This is a genomic window from Psychrobacillus sp. NPDC096426, assembly GCF_044762745.1.
In the GTDB taxonomy this organism is placed as follows: Bacteria; Bacillota; Bacilli; order Bacillales_A; family Planococcaceae; genus Psychrobacillus.
In genome coordinates, this window is sequence record NZ_JBIWEX010000004.1 from 194343 (window position 1) to 218098 (window position 23756).

A 23756-nucleotide genomic window follows, 5' to 3' on the forward strand; every position below is an offset into this window, starting at 1 on the left:
AGAGCGACTAAATGGAACCCATAAGCATCCAAACAACTAGAAGGGCGTGAAGACTGTATGGATAATTCATACTTTGTTGGTTGGGGTACACTTGCCCTCATCAACGCAGGAATTGCACAGGGAAAAAATAGAAGCGGATTGAATTGGTTCCTACTTTCATTAGTAATCGGTCCTATCGCAACGCTTAGCTTAGTCATCATTGAGAAAAAGTAAAGAATTTCAGAGTTTTTGAGTTTCTGAACGGATAATAAATAATGTGCTAGATAAATGATTTTATGACCAAATAAAATCGTTACTGTCGGAATAGAATTGAAAAAATTCCGAGTGATCACTATTCACTCGGAATCTTTCTTAATTGACCATTTGCCCAATCATATTCAGTAAAATCATGCGCTATATAAATAGGAAAATCATAATGTGCAACTTGAGTAATCATCTCTTTAATATCGGATGGCATGAACCTAGCACTTATATGATTCACGATCAAATGCTTTGCATCTGCTTCTTTACATACATTTGCAGCATCTACAATGGTCGAATGCCCATATAAACCCGCAAGTTCAGCCGTTTCTAAATCAAAAGTACCTTCATGTACGACAATATCAGATCCCTTACTTAATAAAATCGAATTCTTGCAAAATTTCGTATCGCCTAAAATAGTTACTTGGAAACCTTCTTTTGGTTTCCCAGTCACTTCAAAGCTCTTAACGATACGACCATCTGCTAGCTCTACGTCATGCCCTTCTTTTAACTGTCTCAACAAAGGACCTCTTGGAACACCAAAGGCATCTGTTTTTTCAATCAATAATTCAGGGGGGAGTGGTTTTTGCATCACTTTATACCCAAAACAAGGAATCACATGCTCCAACAATTTTGCTTCGACGATAAACTGATCATCTTCAAAAATAGTACCTTCTTCGATTTCTATAATGTTCAATTCATATTTAATATGTGTTTTCGATGTAGCAAGTGTCAATTCAATCCACGCTTTAATACCGACTGGCCCATAAATCGTAAGTGGTTCATCCCCACCTAAAAAGGAACGAGAGCCTAGTAAACCAGGCAGTCCGTATATATGATCTCCGTGAAGATGTGTGATAAATAACTTCTCTAATTTACGCGGTTTCAGCGTTGTATGTAGAATTTGATGTTGCGTTGCCTCCCCACAGTCAAACATCCAAAATGTTCCACGTTCATCAAGTAATTTTAAAACAGTGGCAGTCGTATTGCGCTGTTTGGAAGGCATTCCTGCACCGGTACCTAAAAATAATAGTTGCATTCGTTTACCTGCTTTCGTCGATTTTCGAAAAATTTTCTATGTTGCTAGTATAGCATGAGGGAAGATTTTTAAAATATTTCAGTCATACTATTTGGGTGGTTCATACTTGTTGGGGAAATTTCCCACTGAAGTATGCCAAGTTTCTAAATTTATTTCTCTAGTTTCACTCTTTGTAATCGTAAAGCATTCAATACAACAGACACAGAACTAAATGCCATTGCAGCACCAGCTACCCACGGAGCTAATAGTCCTACTGCTGCAATCGGGATACCTAGCGCGTTATACGCAAAAGCCCAAAAAAGATTTTGCTTAATATTTCGCATTGTTTTATGACTCATAATGATTGCATCCGCAATACTATTCAAGTCTCCACGAATCAACGTAATATCCGCTGCTTCCATTGCGACATCTGTGCCTGTTCCAATTGCCATACCGATATCAGCGACTGCAAGCGCAGGTGCGTCATTAATACCATCTCCGACCATTGCCACCTTCTTACCAGAAGCCTGAAGCTTTTTAACCTCATCCGATTTCCCTTCTGGAAGAACTTCTGCTATAACATGGTCGATTCCAACTTCTTTACCGATTGCCGTTGCAGTACGATCATTATCCCCCGTCATCATAATGACATCGATATTCATTTCTTTTAATCGTTTAATTGCTTTTTTGGATGTTTCCTTTATCGTATCTGCTACTGCAAGGAGTCCCGCATATTCCCCATCGATACTTGCTAACATGGCCGTTTTCCCATTCGCTTCTAACGCTTCCATCACTGGTAGGATATTAGAAATGTTAATATTGTGTTGATTCATCAGCCTTCTAGTTCCGACAAGAACATCCTTTTGATCAACGATTGTTTTAACCCCATAACCCGGGACCGCTTCAAAGTGTTGTACTTCACGAAGGGATATCCCCTTATTTTGAATTCCTTGTACAATTGCTTCCGCAAGTGGATGTTCCGATTGTTTTTCCGCTGCTCCAATGAGTGAGAGGAATTCCTCTTCCTTTACACCTTGAGCAACAATAACATCCGTCAATTCTGGCTTACCATTTGTAACGGTTCCTGTTTTATCCACAATGACCGTATCAATATGGTGGGTCGTCTCCAAATGTTCGCCACCTTTAAACAAGATACCGAACTCTGCGGAACGACCAGATCCAGCCATTATAGAAGTGGGTGTAGCAAGTCCTAATGCACAAGGACAAGCGATAACAAGCACTGCAATCAATGCTTCTAGTGCCGGTGTAAATTCTCCTGGATTTACCCAAATGATCCAAACAAAAAAGGTGATAACCGCAATACCAATGACAATCGGTACAAAAACACCAGAGATTTTGTCGGCCATTCTTTGAATAGGTGCTTTAGAGCCTTGTGCCTCTTCTACCACTTTAATAATTTGCGCGAGAGAAGTATTTTTTCCAACTTTTGTTGCTTTCATTTTTAGAAAGCCATTTTGATTGATTGTGGAACCAAAAACGAAATCTTCCATTGTTTTTTCTACTGGGATACTTTCTCCTGTTAGCATCGATTCATCGACACTCGTGTACCCTTCTACTACTTCTCCGTCCACTGGAATTTTTTCACCTGGTTTTACTAAAATCGTATCTCCCGTAATTACTTCTTCTATGGGAATTTCTATTTCGGCATCATTTCTAACAACTAACGCAGTTTTCGCTTGAAGCCCCATAAGTTTTTTGATCGCTGCTGAAGAACGACCTTTTGCTTTCGCCTCAAAAAGTTTTCCCAAAATAATAAGGGTGATTAAAACGCTGCTAGTTTCAAAATACAGTTGCGCTGGATGATGCTCACCTATAGTAACGATTACTTGATATACACTATAAAAATAAGCAGCGGATGTTCCCATTACGACGAGGACATCCATATTAGCGCTACCATTTCGAAGCGCTTTATAAGCACTCACATAAAACTGTCCACCAATGATAAATTGAACTGGGGTCGAAAGCACCATTTGCACCCATGGGTTCATGAGTATTTCTGGCATATAAATAAATGAAGTAAACGAAAAATGACCAACCATTGTCCACAATAATGGAACCGATAAAATTGCGGCGATGATAAATTTTCTTTTTTGCTTTTGTATGACTAGCTCACGGTAATCCATCGTATCATTTTCGTTATTTTTGTTGTGTGCCCCGTAACCTAATTTCTCAACCTTCTCGATAATATCTCCAACGGAAACTTGAGAAGGATTATATTCTACAGTTGCATTTTCAAGTGCTAAATTGACATATGCAATGGTTACGCCTTCCATTTTGTTAAGACCTTTTTCAATTCTCGTTGCACATGCCGCACAAGTCATCCCCGTAACGGCAAACTCTTTTTTCTCTTTCGCAACCCCATACCCAAGATCTTGAATTTTCTTTTCAAAGTCTTGTTCACTCAACTTTTCAGGATTGTATTTGATTAAAGACTTTTCAAGAGCCAGGTTCACATTTGCTTCTTCTACACCATCCATTTTAGTTAATCCTTTTTCTATTCTTGTTGCACAGGCCGCGCAAGTCATTCCTTTAATTTGGAGACTTGTTTCTTTAAGCTCATTGCTCATTTAATTTTCACCTCTTTTTATATACCATTAGGGGGTATCTAAAGTTGAAAGAAAGAGAGTGCTAAAACAGCACTCTTACTGACTTATTTTACATCGTATCCTTGATCATCAATTGTTTCTTTAATCTCAGCTAGTGTTACTTTTTCGTTATCAAATGAAACATCCACTTTTCCTGCATCTAAATGAACTTTTACTTGTTCTACACCTTTTAATTTTCCTACACTACCTTCAACAGAACTTACACAGTGACCACAAGACATTCCTTGTACATTCAATGTTATATTTTCCATTTCGATCATTACTCCTTTTATTTTCTCATTAATTTTTGTATCGTAACTAATAATTCATCCAGTACTTCATCGTCGCCTTCAGCTAATCTATCTACTACACAGCCTTTCAAATGTCCTTGTAAAAGAACTTTTGCCACACTATTCAAAGCAGATTGAGTTGCGGAAAGTTGGGTAATTATATCATCACAATAGACGTCTTTATCTACCATTCCTTTGATACCACGAATTTGGCCTTCTATGCGGTTTAAGCGATTCGTTAAATCTTTTTTTACAAATTCAGGGTGATGACTTTTTCGACAAGACATGTCAGATGCGATAGTATGTTCTTCACTTATATTATCCAAACGTCCAACCTCCTATCTATTTCAGCATACAATACCCTCAAGGGGTATGTAAAGTAAAAAGATTTTGTTTATTTTTTTTCATGATCATCCAAAAAGTCTTTACTAAAACTCGTTTTAGATTCTAACGAAGGTTTCTTTTTAACTTTTATTCCCCGTTTAATCGTATCTTTTCCAAACTTAGTTTGTATTTGTTCAACAAGTTTTAAAATAGGTTCTTCTTTTGCATGCTTTTCAAAATTAAATATAGATAGCTGCTCTACGGATTCCCCTTTATCGTACACATTGTTCACTGTAACACCGAGTAATCGGATTGGTTCTTCTTTCCACGTTGCATGGAACAATTTTGTCGCAAGCTGATATATTTCTTTTTCTTCAAAAAGTCGATTCGTCACTGTTTTGCTTCGTGTTTTATTTTTCCAATTAGCGTCCCGAATATGAATTGTAATTGATCGACCAGCCAAATTTTTAGACTCTAGTCGAGCAGCGACTTTTTTCGAAAGTAGGCTTAATACTTTTTCAATTTCCTCCACATCTGTTACATCATAAGGAAGTGTTGTAGAGTTTCCAACACTTTTTGTATCGAAAACAGATTCAGGGTCGACTGCCCGATTGTCGATGCCATTTGCACGCTCGGAAAGTCGCATTCCTACTTTCCCCAGTTTCTCTTTTAGAAGACCAGGAGCGGCATTTGCCAAGTCTCCAATCGTATGTATACCAAATTCTGCAAACTTTTTGGACGTGCTTTCTCCGACACCGTGCATTTCGATAACAGGAAGTGGCCAAAGCTTTTCCGCCACTTCTCGTTTACGTAAAACCGTAATACCCATTGGTTTTTTCATATTCGATGCGGTCTTCGCTAAAAATTTATTTGGAGCTATTCCGATCGAACTCGGCAAATCCAGTTCCCGAATAATTCGCTGCTGAATAGATTGAGCAAAAGCGACCGCATCTTGTCCCATCTCCACGTCACTCACGTCCATATATCCTTCGTCAATGGACACCGGCTCTACAAGTGGCGTATAAGAACGCAATATATCAAACATCGCTTTCGATGCAGCACGGTATCGCTCAAAATTCGGTGGGATTAATATTAGCTCCGGACATTTTCGCTTCGCTTCCCACACAGACATGGTCGTATACACACCTTTTGCGCGAGCCTCGTAGGAACAGGTGACTAGAATTCCCCGTCTTTGTTTCGGATCCCCGGCAACTGCAATCGCTTTTCCTTTCAGTGAAGGATCGTGCGCTTGCTCGACAGAAGCATAAAAGCTATTCATATCTAGATGAAATATAATCCTTGCCTTACGCTGCACGTACCTCACCTCCACTTTGTGTTATTCTATTATAGCAATTTTGGCGACATTTAAGCTATAAACGGATAGACCGTTCCGCTCGAATCTTACATAAATTGCATTTACTAACTTACGTAAGTCAATTGGTTGCTCTAGTTAACTGTTTGGTTGCTTTTACTTCTAATCGGTTGCTCTCGACGATTAGCTAGTTGCTTTCGCTACAGAACTAGTTGCCCTTTCCCTATTTTTCACAAATTCTGCGTATAAAAAAAAGATAGCTATAATAAGCTACCTAATTCTTCCTTCTTCACATTTTCTAAATACGATTGAATATCTTTAATTCCTTCTAATGAGCGAACTAAAATGGATGGATCGACAATTGTAATCATGCGGTTTTCTAAGTTTGCGACTGCAGTAAAATATTGCGTCTTTGTATAATTTACTAATCCTATTTGCTTTAAGTCTTCCGAAGCGATATCAAGAATTTCTTTTGCTTCCTTCACTAGAATTCCAATAGACATATCTTGTGTATGCATCGTCACGACACGAGCGTTCTCGAATTTTACCCCACTACGATGATATAAGATTTCTTCAAAATCGATAATAGGGACAAGTTCACCACGGATTTTCATTAATCCGATTAAGTAATTCGGTAAATGCGGGATCGGATTCACTTGTTCTAATTTTTCGATCGATACGACATGTTCAATCGGAACTGCATAATCTTCGTCTCCACATTGAAAGACAACTACTTTTTCACTAGACAATGAAAGGCACCTCCTGTGTAATTATTCTGCTGCTACTTGTACGATCTCCACAAGAAGATCAGCCAATTTTTCTAGCTCTTTTACCGGCATACGTTCATTTGTCGTATGAATTTCTTCATAACCTACAGATAATATAACTGTTGGGACACCAAATCCTGCAAATACATTTGCATCACTACCTCCGCCGCTTCTTTTTATATCGGCAGTACGGCCAATTTTTTCAACCGCTTTTTTTGCTACTTGTACGACTTCGTGATCTTCTTCAAAATGGAAGCCGGGATACATTAATTCTGTTACCGTATTTGCCGTACCACCTAGTTTTTCCGCGGTTTCTGCGAAGGTTGCTACCATATGCGCCACTTGAGCCTCTAATTTTTCTTGATTTATCGAACGTGCTTCCGATAAAATATGCACTTCATCGCATACGATATTCGTTGCTTGTCCACCTTCAAAGCGTCCAATATTTGCTGTAGTTTCTGAGTCGATTCGACCTAGCTTCATCGCAGAAATTGCTTTAGATGCTAATGTAATAGCAGAAATACCTTTTTCAGGTGCTACTCCTGCATGGGCTGTTTTTCCAGTAATGGTTGTCCACAGTTTGGACTGGAACGGAGCTGCAGTAACGATCCCACCAACTGGACCATCACTATCAATCGCATAGCCGTATTTAGCCGTAAGTAGCGTAGGATCCATTTCTTTCGCACCCACTAATCCACTTTCTTCCCCAACCGTAATCACGACTTGGATATCACCGTGCGGGAGCTTCTGCTCGTTCAAACGACGAATGGCTTCGAATAACGCAGCAATACCTGCTTTATCATCTGCTCCTAAAATAGTCGTTCCGTCCGAATATATATAGCCATCCTCTTTAAGTATTGGTTGGATTCCTTTACCAGGAACAACTGTATCCATATGAACAGTGAAATAAATCGCATCTGTATCTGCTTTAGTTCCTTTTAAAGTTGCGATTAAATTACCTGCACCATGTCCAGTTCGTTCTGCAGAATCGTCTTCGATTACAGAAAAACCTAATTGCTCTAATTTATTTTTTAAAATCGGTGCGATTACTTCCTCATGTTTTGTTTCGGAATCTATTTTTACTAATTCAAAAAATTCTTCTATTAAACGGTTCATGTTGTTAGACTCCTTTATAATGGAATATTTCCATGTTTTTTATTTGGTCTTGCTTCTTTCTTATTTCGCATCATATCTAATGCTTGTATTAACTTAATACGTGTTTCACGAGGATCGATTACATCATCTACCATCCCCATGGAAGCTGCTACATAAGGGTTTGCAAATTTTTCACGGTATTCTTCGATTTTCTCTGCTCGCATTTTTTCAGGATTGTCGCTATTTGCAATTTCTCGTGCAAAAATAATATTCGCAGCACCTTGAGGTCCCATAACGGCAATTTCCGCATTTGGCCATGCGAACACAACATCCGCTCCAATTGATTTCGAATTCAGTGCTACATATGCACCACCGTATGCTTTTCGTAAAATAACCGTCATTTTCGGAACTGTTGCTTCTGAATAGGCAAATAAAATCTTCGCTCCGTGACGAATTATTCCGCCATGCTCTTGCTTAATACCTGGGAAGAAGCCCGTAACATCTTCGAATGTAATGATCGGAATATTGAAGGCATCACAAAAACGAATAAAACGAGCTGCTTTATCACTTGAGTCAATATCGAGTCCTCCGGCCATCACTTTTGGCTGATTACAAACGAGCCCAACGACTTCTCCTTTAATACGCGCTAAACCAATGACAATATTTTTAGCAAATTCTTTTTGTACTTCTAGAAAAGAATCCGCATCTACTACTTGCTCAATCACTTTGCGAATATCGTACGGTCGAACGGCTTCAAATGGAACGATATCTGCTAATTCTGGACGGTCATCATTTTCCGGTGCCACATCCGCAATTGCAGGTTTCTCTTCGAAGTTTTGAGGTAAATAGCTCAGAAGTAAACGCACACTTTCTAACACATTTTCCTCCGTTTTGCCACGGAAATGGGCATTTCCACTAATCGTGTTATGTACTTTTGACCCACCTAAGTCTTCCGCGGAAATTTTTTCACCAGTTACTGTTTCAATTACTTTCGGTCCTGTGATAAACATTTGACTTGTCTCATCTGTCATAAAAACGAAATCCGTAATAGCAGGCGAATAAACAGCGCCACCAGCACAAGGTCCCAAAATAACTGATATTTGTGGAATAACACCTGAGTATATCGCATTGCGATAAAAAATTTGTCCGTATCCATCAAGCGATACTACACCTTCTTGAATACGAGCACCGCCTGAATCATTTAGCCCGATAAATGGTGCACCATTTTTCGCAGCTAAATCCATTACATTCGCTATTTTCAACGCATGCATTTCTCCCAGTGCACCACCAAATACGGTAAAATCCTGTGAAAATAAATAAATAGGTCGACCATTTACTTTCCCATACCCGGTTACTACCCCGTCACCAGGTCCTTCTTGCTTGTCCATCCCAAAGTCTACCGTACGATGCTGGATAAACGGATTTAACTCTACAAAAGAATCCTTATCTACGAGCAATTCTATCCGCTCTCGTGCAGTCAGTTTCCCTTTTTCATGTTGCTTTTCGATGCGCTCGTCTCCACCACCTAATTCGATTTTGCGCTTACGATCATATAAATCATTGATTTTTTCATAAATATCCATTTGTTTACTTCGCTCCCCCTGTTTTATCACAAAGCTCATATAAAACGCCGCCTGATGATTTTGGATGAATGAATGCGACTTGCGCACCACCCGCTCCAACTTTTGGCGTTTCTTGAATGAGCCTTACCCCTTTTTCTTTCAGCTCATTTAAACGTTCTTGAATATTTGTTACACCAAAGGCAACATGATGTATGCCTTCTCCTTTTTTCTCAATGAAAGAATAAACCGCACTAGTTTCGTCGATGGGCTGGAGTAATTCCAGTTTTACATTGCCACTATCGATAAAAGCAACTCGCACTTTTTCAGAAAGAACTTCTTCAATATGTATAAGTTTCAAACCTAGTGTTTCCGTGTAATATGGAAGTGAATCTTCTATATTTTTCACAGCAATCCCAATATGATCAACTTTTTCCATTGTTGCACACCCCTTAGTGTTTGACTATTCTCTATTCTATTGTACAGATTTCAAAAATAAATGGCTACCTCTTGTGATTTTTTTCGTTTTTGTTAAAATAGTAGTACATGCTAAAGGAGAGAATTTCATGGGCAATCAAAAATTCCGTAAAATTGTTGTTTATTTAATGATTTTAATAATGGTTATGTCTACCTTATTATTTGGGTTAAGCTTCGTACTGTAATAATGAATAAAAACAGCGGAAGCATACAAGTGCTTTCGCTGTTTCTAAATACTTACTACGCTAAAGACCAGTGTTATAAACAGATGCTTGAAAAATTTAATCTTACCAGGTAGCTTCTCCAGTAATTCTTTTGATTTTGACAAAAAGTTTCCGTCCAGCTCTAAAGCTGAAATTTTACTAGTTGGTAAACTCAAGTCTAATTTTTCCGTAAAAAATCCAAGGCTGCTACCGACTTCTAACACTTTTATCCCGTCTTAAAAAGCCATATTTACTCCTATATGATGGAAATAAGCCTCATTTTTTTACCTTTAAAACAGAAAGTGTCACGTTACTAAAAACTTTAGATCTTTCATAATAAAAAAGACCACTTATGGTATTTTTTTTAGTACTTCATCAATTAACCTGTAGTGTTGGTTCATTAAGAAGAATGAGTTACCTAAGCAACCCACCATTAAATATATTTCTTGAATATATACTTAAAACTTTTTGCGCTTCTGCGGAGTCTTAATTTCTTCCCATGAATAATTGGGTGCAGTTGCAACCCACAACGTATCTCCCATCATATCCACATCCATAACGATAGAGTCGTTCGCTTCAAACACTTTTTCAGATTTGCTTTCATCTCCCGTACTGATGGAATATATATCCTCACCTCTATGGGTGTATCCGAATAATTTCTCTCCTTTTTTAATAAAACTAACTACCATTTCATCCACTTGAATTGTTCTCCAATTCTTCTCTTGAAGATTTCGCGTCCAAATACCACTTCGGGTGGTAATGAATAGCCTTTTATTAATCACTTTCATATCCATAGGTAGATCATTACTATTCGGTATTGTAATTTCGTTCCATCCATCATTTGTCTTTTGCAAAAGCTTTCTTTCTTCTGTGAGTCCTAACAAATCACCATTTTCCGATATTTGAATCACATTAAACGGGTTAGGAACAATAGCTTTTTCCCAACTTTTCCCTTGATCGGTTGTATAAAAAATAGTGCCATTTGATAGCACGGCTATATGATTGTTGATGGAATAATCGACGTTCTCAAACGGTTGGTTTAATGAAAGAATTTTTGTTCCTTTACTTTTGGATGTAATGCCTGCCCATAATTCTTTTTCTGTAGCTACATATAATTGATCATTCCTATCAAACCAAGCATGTGTCACATAATTATTAACTCGTAGTTCTGTCCATTTTTCCCCATTGTTATGGCTCCATTCAATAAAAGGTTGCTTGGTTGTACTAAATTGAGTTGGCTTTTTGTCTCCCCATACGACTATTTTTTTGTTTCCAACGACAACACCTGTAATCGCCCTCCCTTTTTTAGTTAGGTTTTCCGAACCAATACGTTTGGATATTAATCCACCACCGTATGGTAATTTATGAATGGCATTGACTACATCTCCGTTTCGGGCATTGAATGAAATACGAGTAAATCGGTTATCTCCATCATTTCCGATCACTGTTAGAATGGGTGTACCATTAATGTTATCAAGTGTATAATGATATCCTGTTGCCCAATCTTTTCCTTGTTTTAGTCCGTATTTCTCCTTTGCTAGTTGAAGAACATCAGAGCTATCCAATTTGATTTCATCGTAGATTATTGTTGGATCCGGAGATTGCTTAATCGGTCTAAACACGGTAATTTTCTTTTCTGAGATACCAATTAGTAAATGCTCATCTGTACCTGGAACCATAAATTGCACAAACCAACTAAAGCGTTTCCCTGCTTCTCCTCTTGAGCCACCCATCGTTTCATCCACACTGTTTACACTTGTAAGTATTGCGTTTACATTCCATTCTTTCGCTCGCTGAAATCCAATATCAATCGCTTCTTTAAGTGTTGTTTCACCATCCGCAGCGATTGTTTCATGGCCAATAAAATTGACAATAACTAAAAAAATCACGAATAAACAGAAGATTTTTATTAAGAAATTCAAAATGAGCACCTTCCTATAACTAAATTGACATAATAACTAAAGATTCAATATGTCTATTTAGATTGATGCAAATAACTCGATATATCCCCTTTTAGATCAGTCGTCTGAAATAAGCCATATTCTTAAACTTAATTACCATTAATGAAAATACCTTTATAACAATACATTTTATTACTAACATTACATAAAAAAGAGGCCATTCATTTAGAACAGCCTCTTTTTTCCGATATTAATAAACCTTCTAGTAAAACACTTTACTTTCGAGGAAGTATCCCCAAAATAAAGCGACTCTCCATCTTTCGAAACTAGGAGAATACTGCAATTTTACGTGCGATAGATTCTGTTAAACGAGATGCTACTTTTGGAACAGCCCATTTAATAATTGGTGTTAACATCGCACCCGATAAGCCGCCTGCATGGACTTCCACTGTACAAGTCATTGTCGTTTTACCATCAACTTCTGTTGCAGTAAAGTGACCGCTTCCCGTAAAATTATCTGTTAAACCTTTAAGTTCAAACATAATATTGGAAGGTTCATTCCATTCGGTAATATCTACCTGCGCTTGAATTGTTTTTTTTATACCTTTTACGTTACCTTCAAATGTCCAAATAGATTGCTTGTCATTGATAATTTCATGTTCTTTATAGGCTGGTACCGTCGTTGCCCATTTTTCAAGATCACTGACATAATCCCAAACTGCTTGTACATCTACTGGAATTTCTACTGTATGTGTTCCTGTTGCCATTATGTTCCCCTCTTCCACAACTAATAAATGTAAATTTACATTCCTACAAAAATATTATTACATACTAAGGATGAACTTACATCACCCATTATACAAAACTTTCCTTCTTTCAGCACCGTGTTTAAATTCTTCTGGTGTCATAAATCCTGAAGAATCCCATAGTCCTCCTATAAGTATTCACAAATGGTTTTTCCATAAATACTACCGTCATAGAAATCAACTACTAAGTCAAACAGAAGTATTGGTTAAATCTTAATCCCCTTTACCCTGCTGTGAAAGAACGCTCTTATATTCCATTCAAATCAACTGGCCAGCAAGCAAAGTTCGACGCCTTTACTGAATTAGGGGTTACAAGATTATATAAATATGTATTTTAAAGATACTAAACTAGCTGTATGCGACAACTAAATTGACAAACACCGATATCATTAAAAATGAACTAAAAATTACCATTTATTGAAAGTCTTATTTAACCATACAGTAAACTTCTCTTTCTCTTCGAACTGCGGATAATGAGCAGACTCTTCGAATACAATAAACTCTTTTACAGGTGCTTCCAGGCTATCATAATAATTTTTTGCAGCATTAACAGACGTCATATAATCGAATTTCCCCATTACAAAATAAACTGGCAAATCCACTTGATTTACAATATCCGAAATATTATGTTGTGCCTCTTCGTTCAACAAAGTTTCTTGTGTAACAAAAATTCCTCTTAGATAACGAATTACATCCATCCCGTTATATTCAGAACTTAAAAGAAAACCTATTAGATAATCTCTATTATCATTAATAAGTCTTGCTGCACCTCCATATTTACGTACTAGTTTTCTTGGTGTCTGCACTTCTCCCAGTTCAATCAATTGTTGAAGTTGCATTAATCTTTCCACATCATCCGAATTTCCCTCTAGATTTGCCTGTTTCATTGTAAATTCTAAACTATCCAACTCACTTTGAACCGTATTGGCTACTTGTCCAATTCCTATATATGCATAATATTTCTCAGGTGCTTCAGCGACAACTCGCATTCCAATATAAGTACCAAATGAATGCCCAATTAATAGAACTTTTTCTTGGTTAAACCTCTCCGAAATGTAATCAGTTAATGCTAGCAAATCCTCAACCAGTAAATCAGTAGTCAGGTTTGAATAGTCTTCAAAAAAATGATAGGACTTTCCACTCCCGCGCTGATCATAATGTACAATAGTAAATTGCTTCTCAAGATCTTTTTGGTATTTTCTTACGTAAGGAATTTCGGAGCACGCTGGACCACCATGAACAAAGATGAGAATAGGATTGCTTGAATCTTCTCCCCTAATCATAATCTCATGTCCTGTTCCATTAATTTCAACCTGTTCCATCGTACTAATGCCATGCTCACTGTTAATGGGCGGTGTCCATGTAGGAAAAAACACCCAGAGTAAAACAAAAAACAAAGTAATTATTAAACTAAACTTAAATATTTTAGTCATAATCCTTCGCATTCTATTTCTCTCCTCCTTTATAGCCATATAATTTAATCTAATTATTACCATTAAAAAAATTCTTAATATCCTAAATAATACACACTATAATTAGTTTATTAAATGAGGTGTTTCTAATGACCTCATTTAGCAGTTTAAGTGCAATTCACTACAATTTTTCTTATATGACTTCAATCAGCCTTTTTATTGCACTAACTATTAATTCTGGTTCCATTCTGTACTCAATGATTTATCATGTAATTATGTCGAGAATCTTATGTGATAAAATGTCACTCTCTATGTGATTAAATGTTTTTGGGTCCGCAGTTACAATAACTGAAATCCTTTCCTTGGGATAAATGAGAAATTGTTGCCCCCCTGAACCTAAAGCCCGATAAACCTCATTATCTTTATACCGTTTAATCCACCATCCAAATCCATAATCACCGAAACTTAAATTTGTTAGTATGCCACTTGAAGTGGACATATTTATCCAATCATCAGGAATAATTTCATTGGTATTTTCTAAACCATTATTAACAAGTATTTGAGATATTTTTATTAAACTTTCAAATGAGATCTTTAAGCCTGTACTCCCGACAGTTACACCTTGAGGGTCACTTCCCCATTCAATATCTATTATTTCTAGTGGTGAAAAGAAGTTTGTTTGAGCAAAATTGGACAATGTTAAGCCTGTTGACTTACTAATAATGGCAGATAGGAGATGATAATCAACTCCTTTATATCTAAATGTACCAGTTACTGCTAATGGAAGGTTTAAGATGTCTCTTACCCAATCATTACTGTTTAGAACCAGTCCATATAAATCTTTGTCATCAATATCAAAACCCGAACTCATTGTAAGTAAATGTCTTATAGATATATGACTAGGAGCACTAGGTAGGAAGTAATTAATCGGAGTTTCAAGAGACTTTATAAATCCTTTTTTTAATGCAATCCCAATTAAAAGAGAAACGATGCTTTTTGTCATTGAACGAATATTTATTAAATGAGAACTTTTCTTATCCTGGGAACTAAATATTTCTCTATTTGACTTTGACACGTATAAATTATGAATCGATTCATTCTGCTCATATAATCTGAAGATTTCTTTAATCATAAGAATTCTGTCCCCTTCTATTAATTTACTTTTCTATCATAGGATTTACACTCAATAAAGTGGGAGGCAAAGGAATGAGTATTATCAGGAATACTTTTCAAGCGTAAAAAGGGGCAACGTCTTAAAAGACGTTTAAAAAGGGCATTGATCTCTTCTTGGATCAACGCCTCGTTTGTTTATCAGTCCGTTGACAAACTCCAATATATGTCTTCTATACCGAACCACTTAAGATTTCTAAACTCTTTTTCCCATCCTATCAATGCCTGAGCCTTTAATCGACTAACCTCTTCTTCAAGACCAATATTCCATTTAGAAAGATTAAAGTTGAATCAAAAGACACTATTTCCCCATTCTTAGTAAGGCTACAAAAATAAAGACGTTCTAGTTGTTTGAAAGTTCATAAAAAAAAATTTCAACTTAAGCATAAGAAATTTTATAGTATTCGTTACATATGCTATTTAAACATTCTAAGAGAAGAATATTTCGGTTATATATTTTTGAATAATTAAAAAGACCCCCCAACCAATAACTCCAAATAAAATCGCTATTGATAAATGGACTGAATGTTTTAGTGCCATATAAATTAACAGCAGCATTACAATTGTTGCTGGAAGACCTGCTATTACTCCACTTGTAAATTGATTAATAGTTTTTGCAGATTCTCCTTGTACAGTTAGCCAAATAATACTTAAAATACTGATTAAAGGTAAAGCTGCTATAATCCCTCCATATACTGGAAATCTCCTTGCTATTTCTGTTACTATGCCAATAATAACAGCAGAACTTACAATTTTAATAAATAAGTACATTTATTTTGATACCTCGCTTAGTAATTGAAAGGCTTTAACAATTTGTATCCTTTCATTATTTGATAGCTTGTCAAGTGCTGTTTGTAATTTTTCTCCATCTAATTCTGTATTCTTCTTTAAAATCTGTAAACCGAGCTTTGTTAAATGCAAATAAACCTTACGTTGATCTTTTTCATATCTTTCTTTATATAGCCAGCCATTACTTACTAGCTTTTTCACGTGTTCCGACGCAGTATTGTGTGATATGGATAAATGCTCTGCAATATCACGAATCATGACGAACTGCTTTTTATGTACCATTTGTAATATACGGACACTTTGGTGGGAAATGGCTTCTTGCTGTGCAAGATGAAGTTCAAAATAAATATCAGTAAAGTATCTATTTATTTCATCAATCATATAATATACCTCCAATTTATATATCGTTTCAATTGATTATATCGTAATATACGATATAAATTCAATAAAAAGTTTACCAACTTCTTAAATATGGTATTTCAAGTGATGGTCGAACAGATTCTATTGAACTTCGAAAGCGGTGCATCCATTCATAGCGAGGCACCATCCATGTACGAAAATAATGAGTAATGTCTTCATTATAAAAATAATAAACTTGTTCGATCTCTAAAACATATCTTTGTGCATTTCTAATTTAGTATTTGCATATAAAAATACCTAAAAAAAACAGCGAAAGCATATACAATGCCTCCGCTGTTTTTTAGTTGTATTAAACTTCTTCACAATGTTCTTCAAATAATCCTTGAAGATGTGTAATAACTGATGTTGGAGCATGTCCTTCAATTTCGTGACGACCGATTTCAGCAATTGGTTGACCATCTTTTAACAATACAAAAGATGGAGAAGATGGTAAATGGTCATCTCCAAAAAGATTACGTGCTTGTTGTGTCGCTAATTTATCTTGACCTGCAAATACTGTTACAAGATGATCTGGGCGTTTATCGTAATGCACTGCGTTAGCTGCTGCTGGACGAGCGATACCACCAGCACAACCACAAACAGAGTTTACCATTACAAGTGTTGTACCTGGACGAGCAAACGCTGCGTCTACATCTTCCGGAGTTGTTAATTGCTCGTAACCACTTGCATCCATTTCTCCGCGGGCTTGCATAATCATATCATTCATCAATAAATTAAAATCCATATTCATTGTTCAACACTCCTTTTCAAACTAGTATTATCTTATCAGATTATTGTTTAGAATTCGAGGAAAATAACTCATCTACCGCTTGCGAGACAGTCATCTGTTCTCCTCTTACTAATTGCTCTAATTCCTTCATCGATTGTTTTTTTTCAATAGAAGAAAAAAAGTCATCATATAATCGGTCGAGGATCATCGTTTTATACCAGTCAACCGTTTGTTCTTTTCTTCTATTTTCCCAAACGCCATATTCTAGCATACTTTTTTGAAAAGACAATATCGTGCTCCATACGATATCTAGTCCTTTTTTATAAAGGGAAGAAACAGCAAGAGCTGGTGTTGTCCAGTTCGGCGTAGACGGTGCTAAAAAGTGAAGAATTTGTTTATATTCTGCCACTGTTTTTTTAGCGAGTTTTTCATTCGCCCCATCTGCTTTATTCACCACAATCGCATCGGCGAGCTCCATAATCCCTTTTTTCATTCCTTGTAATTCGTCTCCAGCACCAGTTAGTGCAAGAAGCAAAAAGAAATCGACCATTCCACGAACAATTGTTTCACTTTGTCCAACTCCAACCGTTTCGACTAAAATGACATCATATCCGGCTGCTTCACATAAAAGCATCGTTTCTCGAGATTTCTTATGCACCCCGCCAAGTGTTCCTGCTGAAGGCGAAGGTCTAATAAAAGCGCTTGGATTCCTTGCTAGCTCTTCCATCCTCGTTTTATCTCCAAGAATACTGCCACCTGTTAAAGACGAACTAGGATCAATCGCAAGCACCGCTACTCTATATCCTCGATCACAAAGCATTTTCCCGAAAGCTTCGATGAACGTACTTTTCCCAGCTCCTGGGACTCCAGTAATCCCGATACGAATACTGTTTCCAGTGTGAGGGAGAAGTTGTTTTAATAATTGCTGACCAATTGCTTGCTGATCACTTACCGTACTTTCAATAAACGTAATCGCTTTTGCTAAATGTAACCTAGAGCCATTTCGGATTTCTCGGATATATGCTTCCTCATCAATGACAAGTGACTTCTTTTTAGTGAATTTTTTTACACTAGCCTTCCCCATACCATCATGTTGCGATTTAATCCCACTCATGACATGCATCGAAGTTTGGTTTGTATTATGCGTTCCAGCCATTAGCCTTCTACTTCCTCATAACCTAATCGTTTATACACTTCTTCAATCACTTTTTGCGCTGCAACTGGAATAACTGTACCAGGTCCAAAAATAGCGGAAGCTCCGTTTTCGCGTAAAAATGCGTAATCTTGCGCAGGAATAACACCGCCTACGACGATTAAAATATCTTCTCGACCTAGCTTTGCAAGCTCTTCACGTAAAGCAGGAACAAGCGTCATATGGCCAGCCGCTAATGAACTTACCCCCACAACATGGACATCATTTTCCACTGCTTGTTGCGCAGTTTCTGCCGGCGTTTGAAATAAAGGACTAATATCGACATCAAATCCTAAATCGGCAAATGCTGTTGCTATCACTTTCGCACCACGATCATGTCCATCTTGACCCATTTTGGCGATTAAAATACGTGGTCGTCTTCCTTCGTTTTCCCGGAAGTCTTCCGCCATTTGTTTGACTGCTTCGATTTCTTCTGCATCACTAAAGTTTGCACTATACACACCACTCACGGAACGAATCACCGCCTTATGTCTTCCTGCGACGTATTCAATCGCATCTGAGATTTCTCCAATTGTTGCACGTTTTCTTGCTGCGTCTACAGCAGCGGTAAGTAGATTCACATTTCCTGTTTTCGCAGCTTCTGTTAATGCAGCAAGTGCTGCTTGTACAGCTTGTTCGTCTCTATTTGCTTTTACTTCCGTTATGCGTTCTATTTGTTTTTGGCGCACAACAGTATTATCGATATTCAAAATATCAATCGCATCTTCTTGTCCTAGTCGATATTTATTGACCCCTATAATAATTTCTTTCGAAGAGTCGATTTGGGCTTGTTTTTTCGCAGCTGCTTCTTCGATCTTCATCTTCGGTAAGCCTGTTTCAATCGCTTTTGCCATTCCACCAAGTTCTTCGATTTCTTCAATCAGCTTCCAAGCTTTTTCCATTAGTTCGTTTGTCAAAGTTTCCACATAATACGAACCACCCCATGGATCGATGACGCACGTCATATTCGTTTCTTCTTGCAAAAACAGCTGTGTATTACGGGCAATTCGAGCGGAAAAGTCTGTCGGGAGTGCGATTGCTTCGTCGAGTGCATTCGTATGAAGAGATTGCGTATGCCCCATTGCAGCTGCGTTTGCTTCCACTAACGTTCTCGTTACATTATTAAATGGATCTTGCTCGGTTAAACTCCAACCAGATGTTTGAGAATGTGTACGCAATGCCAATGTTTTTGGATTTTTCGGATCGAAGCTTGCCATCATTTGTGCCCATATTCTACGTGCAGCGCGCATTTTCGCCACTTCCATAAAATAGTTCATACCGATTGCCCAGAAGAATGAAAGCCTAGGTGCGAATGAATCTATTTCAATGCCTGCTTTTAAACCTGTTCGTACATACTCAAGGCCGTCCGCTAACGTATAAGCGAGCTCAATGTCCGCAGTGGCACCTGCTTCTTGCATATGATAACCAGATATCGAAATCGAGTTAAACTTCGGCATATACTTTGCGGTATATGCAAAAATATCCGCAATAATTTTCATCGACATATCTGGTGTGTAAATATACGTATTTCGTACCATATATTCTTTTAAAATATCATTTTGAATCGTCCCAGCAAGCTGCTCCGGCGTTACCCCTTGTTCTTCTGCAGTTACAATATAAAACGCTAAAATCGGTAAAACGGCACCATTCATCGTCATCGAAACAGACATTTGATCGAGTGGAATACCACTAAATAGAATTTTCATATCTTCCACAGAATCTATGGCAACTCCCGCTTTTCCAACGTCTCCTGTTACTCGTTCATGATCCGAATCGTACCCCCGGTGAGTAGGTAAATCGAATGCTACCGATAAACCTTTTTGTCCCATCGCTAAGTTTCTTCTATAAAAGGCATTACTTTCTTCTGCTGTTGAAAATCCTGCATATTGGCGGACTGTCCAAGGTTTCGCAACATACATCGTTGGATATGGTCCACGTGTATTTGGTGCGATTCCTGGTAAGTCATTTAAATGTTGCACATTGCTTCGGTCGGATTCTTCATATACTTTTTTTAACTCGATTCCTTCATTTGTTAGAAATGAAGCGACTTTCTCTTGACTATCCGTTGCTTTTTCTACTAGTTTTTCGATGGAAACAGCTGAATAATTAGGCGTTGACATTTGAATCCTCCCTTTTTGCAAGTGCGAGTAATTGTTGTCCTTTTTCAAGCAGTGATTGACCGGCAAAAACACGTCCGGATAGTCCAGCTTCTAACCAATCTTCGTACTCCTCAAATTTCCCTACTACATCCATTGGAACAGACAATTGTTCATTTAAAATTGCGGGTACTAAACCTGCTGTCTGTTCATCGCTTCCGACAAAGATGACATAGGCAATACGATGTTCGTCTATCCACTTTTGCAAATCGAATGGTTTTAAGTTTTCCGGTGCTACGACTGGAGAAATTCCTAACGCGATTAAATATCCACTAACAAAATCCATCCGCGCCTTATATTCTTTTAATAGACCATAAGGAACAATAGCTGTATTCAATGGATTTTGTTGGAATGCTTTTCGAAGCTGCTCAAAAGGCGAGGCAAGCCGTTTGTATTCTGTCTGTTGTATGAAACCAGGTATTAGATCATCCGGATTTGCATAAGTATTCGTGCCAATTAACGACTTTTTACGAGTTGAAAGTAAAGCAAGCTGCTGCTCCCATTTTTCATTTGCTCGGTCTAAAAGTTTCGTTTGTCTATCTTCTATTGTTTCTTCCTTCATTAACTCTAAAAAATACGCCCATGCTTTTTCGACAAGTTCTTTCGTTAAACTCTCTACAAAATAAGAACCACCTGCCGCATCGACTACGCGCTGAATATGGGTTTCTTCTTTTAGTACGAGCTGCATATTACGGGCAATACGATTCGATGTTGGTGTAACTCCTGTTAAATAATCATGTGGGTACGTCGTCACGCTGTCCGCTCCCCCAAGTACTGCAGCAAGCGCACTATTTCCCGCACGAAGAATATTAACATGCGGATCTAATATAGAAAAAGATCGTAAGGAAGTTTCCACATGTACAGGAATTGCTTCTATATCGTGATGTCCATATCCTTCGCCAAAAGCTTGCCAAAGTATACGGAAAGCACGAATTTTCGCTATTTCCATAAAGAAATGTGTATCCACAGAAAACTGAATAAATGCTTTTTGAACAAGCTCCCCTATGCTTGTTTGCCGAGCAAGTGCATCTGCTTGTACAAGAACGCTTGCTAGTTCACTAACAGCATCTCCTCCTGCTTGATGGATGTTAGAGCCATTTAAGAAATACGTTCGAACGTTTGGAATATGAATGTCCTCTGCTCCTTTCACGAGTCCCTTTAGGACAGTGAAAGGCTTCATAAAAGATGGATTATTCGTTACGTCTAAAATAGCTGCATGTTCTGCTAATAGTGTTTTCCATTCTTCTATTTGAACCGCATTCCATACATGTTCTTTTTCTACCTTATAATGAATGACATTATTCCCTCTTCCAAGCGATTCTTTAATATTCGCTAATACTTCCTCACTTGTAGCACCTTCTGCAAGTTGTGCGATAGACCACTCGGAAGAACTTTTTGCTTGTCGTACAATATCCGTTTGTGAAGCAGGTATATATGCCGCATCAGCTATTGAATAAAGCGGTTTCAAAATGATATCCTCTAATGTTTTTGTAGAAAGTGAATCTAGTGTTTTCCCCTTTAATGATTTAAGTGCTACTTGCTCCCAATCTGAAATCGAAGCTGCTTTAAATGTTGTTTGTTTCATTTTTTCTATTGTCATATGAACGCTCTCGCTTCCCCCTTTGTTTCATCCTTGTATACTTTCATTTTACATGAGTACAGTAATGGAAGAAAGAAGAATTGTGTGTGCACATATGAATCATGGATAAGCATATATTTTGTAAACATCTTTTTTATACTGGAGGACGTTAAAATTGAGCGTACTAATTCTTGGTGGATTACTTTTTTTCAGTGTAAGTGTTGGAGGCGGTCTTGCTTGGCTAGTATCTAAAATATTTCATCGTTCCCATGAAAGATTAGCATTATTATGTGGTGGTTTTTTAGTAGGACTACTCGTACTTGATATTATTCCATCTGCGATAGGGCTACACAAATCACCTGGAATAATACTTGGTGTGTTCATAGGATTCATCTTTCTACTGTTGATAGACAGCTTGTTTTTTTCCACAAGCATTCATAAATCATCCGTCTATTTTCTCACAATTGCCTTGTTCATACATACGATTCCATTAAGCTTGACAATCGGAAATTTACTAGGGGAGTCTACAGTTGCTCTTTCTCTTACGACATCCACGCTTCTTCATCATCTTCCGGAAGGATTCGCTCTCACTTCCGCATTTCTTTCACAAGGTAATAAACTAGGTGGATTATTTCTTAGTTTCATTGGTCTTTCTTTCTGCTTTAGTGCATTTATTTGGATTGGGCATCATGTCATACCCAGCGAAAAAGTACAAAGTGTTCTTTTAGGAGTAACGATCGGATTGCTTGCCATTACAAGTGTAAAAGAATTTATCCTACACAATATGCGCGTTGTCCCTTTTCGTCAGTTTGTAGCGTTTATCGTATCGGGTTATCTTTTAAGTTTAGCCTTTCATGTGATGTTTTGAAAAGATTTGGAGATTACTATATACTGGTAGTTATAATAGAATGACCGTCAAAAGGAGTGACATATAAATGGATATCACGATTACAAGAGCTTTACGCGAATTAAAGACACTCGATGCACGTATTATTAAGAAGATTAATGAAACAACTTTTGCCACATCAAAAAAACCAAAAGAAAATATAGCAGGCTTCAAAACAGTCACTGAGTTCGAAAATAAAGCTAAAGAAAACATTCAATCGATACAAGATTTGATGAATCGTAGAAAACAAATCAAAACAGCGATCGTTGAATCGAACGCGAAAACAATTGTAGAAGTTGCTGGAGTAAAGATGACAGTCGCTGACGCAATCGAACGTAAAAACTTTATCGAAATCGAAAAGACACTCCTCCGAAAAATGAACAGTGATTACGGTCAAGCTCAAGTAAGAGTAGAACAACAAAACGAGCTAGCTCAGGATAGACTGGACACACAACTAAATAATATGATTTCCAAAGATGGCAAAACGGACTTAACGGCTGTAGAAGGTTATAAAAAGCTTTTTTGGGAATCGGAAGAAACGAAGCTAATTGACCCTGTCCATGTTAATGATGTTGCGACAAAAATGACGCAAGATATCGAGACTTTTGAAGACGATGTCGATGTAGCATTAAGCGAAATCAATGCACGAACGTTCATCTCTATTAGCTAACCTTCTCTTTACAACTTGCTGTTCTAGCGAAAAAGAAGAAAGTTTCCCCGAAGCAGGGTCTGGGTCAAACCCTGCATCCAACGCATTTTAGTGGAAGGTAAAAAAGCTTAAAGCTTAACCCTTAAACTTAAAAAGTGAACATTTAAAGCTCTTAAGTCTTAACATTCAATAATCA

23 protein-coding genes and 1 pseudogene are annotated in these 23756 nt (G+C 37.5%); 4 read left to right on the forward strand and 20 right to left on the reverse strand.

The window, feature by feature from the left end:
* Positions 1 to 57: 57 nt before the first annotated feature.
* Complete coding sequence (locus ACIQYS_RS05465; protein WP_402975946.1) at positions 58 to 213, forward strand: hypothetical protein; 156 nt, start codon at positions 58 to 60, stop codon at positions 211 to 213.
* A 118-nt stretch (positions 214 to 331) separates the two neighbouring features.
* On the opposite strand, the gene rnz is transcribed toward ACIQYS_RS05465, so the two are convergent.
* The 9 genes from rnz to mce all read right to left on the reverse strand — a co-directional run bounded on the left by rnz (position 332) and on the right by mce (position 9650).
* Positions 332 to 1279, reverse strand: a complete 948-nt coding sequence (gene rnz / locus ACIQYS_RS05470) for a ribonuclease Z (protein ID WP_402975948.1) — start codon at positions 1277 to 1279, stop codon at positions 332 to 334.
* Positions 1280 to 1428: 149 nt separating this feature from the next.
* The gene (locus ACIQYS_RS05475) at positions 1429 to 3846 is read right to left on the reverse strand and encodes a heavy metal translocating P-type ATPase (RefSeq protein ID WP_402975950.1); all 2418 of its coding nucleotides are present in this window, start codon (positions 3844 to 3846) and stop codon (positions 1429 to 1431) included.
* Between the two features lie 83 nt (positions 3847 to 3929).
* A complete protein-coding gene (gene copZ / locus ACIQYS_RS05480; protein WP_402975952.1) occupies positions 3930 to 4136 on the reverse strand; it encodes a copper chaperone CopZ in 207 nt (68 codons plus the stop codon).
* A gap of 17 nt (positions 4137 to 4153) precedes the next feature.
* The gene (locus ACIQYS_RS05485; protein WP_402976023.1) at positions 4154 to 4441 is read right to left on the reverse strand and encodes a metal-sensing transcriptional repressor; all 288 of its coding nucleotides are present in this window, start codon (positions 4439 to 4441) and stop codon (positions 4154 to 4156) included.
* A gap of 107 nt (positions 4442 to 4548) precedes the next feature.
* Complete coding sequence (locus tag ACIQYS_RS05490; RefSeq protein ID WP_402975954.1) at positions 4549 to 5793, reverse strand: DNA polymerase IV; 1245 nt, start codon at positions 5791 to 5793, stop codon at positions 4549 to 4551.
* 257 nt (positions 5794 to 6050) lie between these two features.
* Positions 6051 to 6539 (reverse strand): chemotaxis protein CheW, encoded by a 489-nt coding sequence (locus ACIQYS_RS05495; protein ID WP_402975958.1) that lies wholly within the window; start codon positions 6537 to 6539, stop codon positions 6051 to 6053.
* A gap of 21 nt (positions 6540 to 6560) precedes the next feature.
* Positions 6561 to 7673 carry a M20/M25/M40 family metallo-hydrolase gene (locus ACIQYS_RS05500; RefSeq protein ID WP_402975962.1) on the reverse strand — a complete coding sequence of 371 codons (1113 nt, stop codon included), beginning with the start codon at positions 7671 to 7673 and terminating at the stop codon, positions 6561 to 6563.
* Positions 7674 to 7687: 14 nt separating this feature from the next.
* On the reverse strand, positions 7688 to 9235 hold the full coding sequence (locus tag ACIQYS_RS05505) for an acyl-CoA carboxylase subunit beta (protein WP_402976024.1): 1548 nt from the start codon (positions 9233 to 9235) through the stop codon (positions 7688 to 7690).
* Between the two features lie 4 nt (positions 9236 to 9239).
* Positions 9240 to 9650, reverse strand: a complete 411-nt coding sequence (mce, locus tag ACIQYS_RS05510; protein WP_402975964.1) for a methylmalonyl-CoA epimerase — start codon at positions 9648 to 9650, stop codon at positions 9240 to 9242.
* A 127-nt stretch (positions 9651 to 9777) separates the two neighbouring features.
* Between mce and prli42 the strand changes: the two genes are divergently transcribed.
* Positions 9778 to 9873 (forward strand): stressosome-associated protein Prli42, encoded by a 96-nt coding sequence (prli42, locus tag ACIQYS_RS05515; protein WP_402975966.1) that lies wholly within the window; start codon positions 9778 to 9780, stop codon positions 9871 to 9873.
* 476 nt (positions 9874 to 10349) lie between these two features.
* Here the strand turns inward: prli42 and ACIQYS_RS05520 are convergent, their stop codons facing one another.
* The 11 genes and pseudogenes from ACIQYS_RS05520 to ACIQYS_RS05570 form a co-directional block, all read right to left on the reverse strand.
* Positions 10350 to 11813, reverse strand: coding sequence for a WD40/YVTN/BNR-like repeat-containing protein (locus ACIQYS_RS05520; protein ID WP_402975968.1), 1464 nt, complete (start codon positions 11811 to 11813; stop codon positions 10350 to 10352).
* Between the two features lie 305 nt (positions 11814 to 12118).
* The gene (locus ACIQYS_RS05525) at positions 12119 to 12559 is read right to left on the reverse strand and encodes an SRPBCC family protein (RefSeq protein WP_402975970.1); all 441 of its coding nucleotides are present in this window, start codon (positions 12557 to 12559) and stop codon (positions 12119 to 12121) included.
* A 446-nt stretch (positions 12560 to 13005) separates the two neighbouring features.
* Complete coding sequence (locus ACIQYS_RS05530; RefSeq protein WP_402975972.1) at positions 13006 to 14043, reverse strand: alpha/beta fold hydrolase; 1038 nt, start codon at positions 14041 to 14043, stop codon at positions 13006 to 13008.
* Between the two features lie 232 nt (positions 14044 to 14275).
* Entirely contained in the window at positions 14276 to 15142 is an 867-nt protein-coding gene (locus ACIQYS_RS05535; protein WP_402975974.1) for a serine hydrolase domain-containing protein, read from the reverse strand.
* Positions 15143 to 15609: 467 nt separating this feature from the next.
* Positions 15610 to 15951, reverse strand: coding sequence for a DUF3147 family protein (locus tag ACIQYS_RS05540; RefSeq protein WP_402975976.1), 342 nt, complete (start codon positions 15949 to 15951; stop codon positions 15610 to 15612).
* A complete protein-coding gene (locus tag ACIQYS_RS05545; protein ID WP_402975978.1) occupies positions 15952 to 16350 on the reverse strand; it encodes a MarR family winged helix-turn-helix transcriptional regulator in 399 nt (132 codons plus the stop codon).
* A gap of 100 nt (positions 16351 to 16450) precedes the next feature.
* A pseudogene (locus tag ACIQYS_RS05550) lies at positions 16451 to 16603 on the reverse strand (HIT family protein); the annotation flags it as partial.
* A 75-nt stretch (positions 16604 to 16678) separates the two neighbouring features.
* Positions 16679 to 17119 carry a BrxA/BrxB family bacilliredoxin gene (locus tag ACIQYS_RS05555; RefSeq protein WP_402975980.1) on the reverse strand — a complete coding sequence of 147 codons (441 nt, stop codon included), beginning with the start codon at positions 17117 to 17119 and terminating at the stop codon, positions 16679 to 16681.
* A gap of 40 nt (positions 17120 to 17159) precedes the next feature.
* Positions 17160 to 18254 (reverse strand): methylmalonyl Co-A mutase-associated GTPase MeaB, encoded by a 1095-nt coding sequence (gene meaB, locus ACIQYS_RS05560; protein ID WP_402975982.1) that lies wholly within the window; start codon positions 18252 to 18254, stop codon positions 17160 to 17162.
* On the reverse strand, positions 18254 to 20410 hold the full coding sequence (gene scpA / locus ACIQYS_RS05565) for a methylmalonyl-CoA mutase (protein ID WP_402975984.1): 2157 nt from the start codon (positions 20408 to 20410) through the stop codon (positions 18254 to 18256). The genes meaB and scpA overlap by 1 nt, the downstream gene beginning before the upstream one ends.
* A complete protein-coding gene (locus ACIQYS_RS05570; RefSeq protein WP_402975986.1) occupies positions 20397 to 22046 on the reverse strand; it encodes a methylmalonyl-CoA mutase family protein in 1650 nt (549 codons plus the stop codon). Before ACIQYS_RS05570 ends, scpA begins: the two co-directional genes overlap by 14 nt.
* Positions 22047 to 22200: 154 nt before the next feature.
* On the opposite strand from ACIQYS_RS05570, the gene ACIQYS_RS05575 reads away from it, so the two are divergent.
* A complete protein-coding gene (locus ACIQYS_RS05575; RefSeq protein ID WP_402975988.1) occupies positions 22201 to 22893 on the forward strand; it encodes a ZIP family metal transporter in 693 nt (230 codons plus the stop codon).
* Between the two features lie 67 nt (positions 22894 to 22960).
* The gene (locus tag ACIQYS_RS05580; RefSeq protein ID WP_402975990.1) at positions 22961 to 23581 is read left to right on the forward strand and encodes a hypothetical protein; all 621 of its coding nucleotides are present in this window, start codon (positions 22961 to 22963) and stop codon (positions 23579 to 23581) included.
* Positions 23582 to 23756: the final 175 nt, after the last annotated feature.